Source organism: Pseudomonas sp. 58(2021) (assembly GCF_017491585.1).
In the GTDB taxonomy this organism is placed as follows: domain Bacteria; phylum Pseudomonadota; class Gammaproteobacteria; order Pseudomonadales; family Pseudomonadaceae; genus Aquipseudomonas; species Aquipseudomonas fluorescens_BT.
This window is the reverse complement of sequence record NZ_JAFGYZ010000064.1, coordinates 1-441: the sequence shown is the minus strand read 5'-3', so window position 1 is coordinate 441 and position 441 is coordinate 1. Positions and strand designations below refer to the sequence as shown.

Here is a 441-nt window from a genome sequence, read left to right as displayed (position 1 = left end):
ATACAGTGGACTCCGCGGATGACGGCTCGCCCTCGATGGTGTCCTGCGTGCTCTCATCGGCCGTTGTGGCGTGAATGTCATCGGCCAGTACGTCGGTCATTTTGCCTTCGACAGCAATGCGGGATCCGTCGATTTTTGACCGGTAGACGTCGGCACGCGCGTCGCCCTGCAGCCCGAGCTTCAAGACGACGGATTTCAGCTGAGTCCAGCGTCGCCAATATGAAGCCGGGAAGCCGTTGAAATAGGTTTCGAAGCTGACCTCGGCGCCCGCCGGGAATGTTGCCTCGGTGCGACTGTGGAGCACAGCGCGCGACTTGTTCGCCTTCGATTCGATCATGTACAACGACCGAACATCGTGCGGCTCCCCCCTGCGAGGCAGAATAACGCGCTGAAGGCGCTCCACAGCTCGACTTTTAGCCTGACTCCCGGCCTGGCTCATAC

At 60.3% G+C, this 441-nt stretch carries 1 pseudogene; it reads right to left on the bottom strand.

Features of this window, described 5'->3' with window-relative positions:
• Positions 1-337: pseudogene (locus J5M72_RS28765) on the bottom strand (hypothetical protein); the annotation flags it as partial.
• Positions 338-441 lie beyond the last annotated feature (104 nt).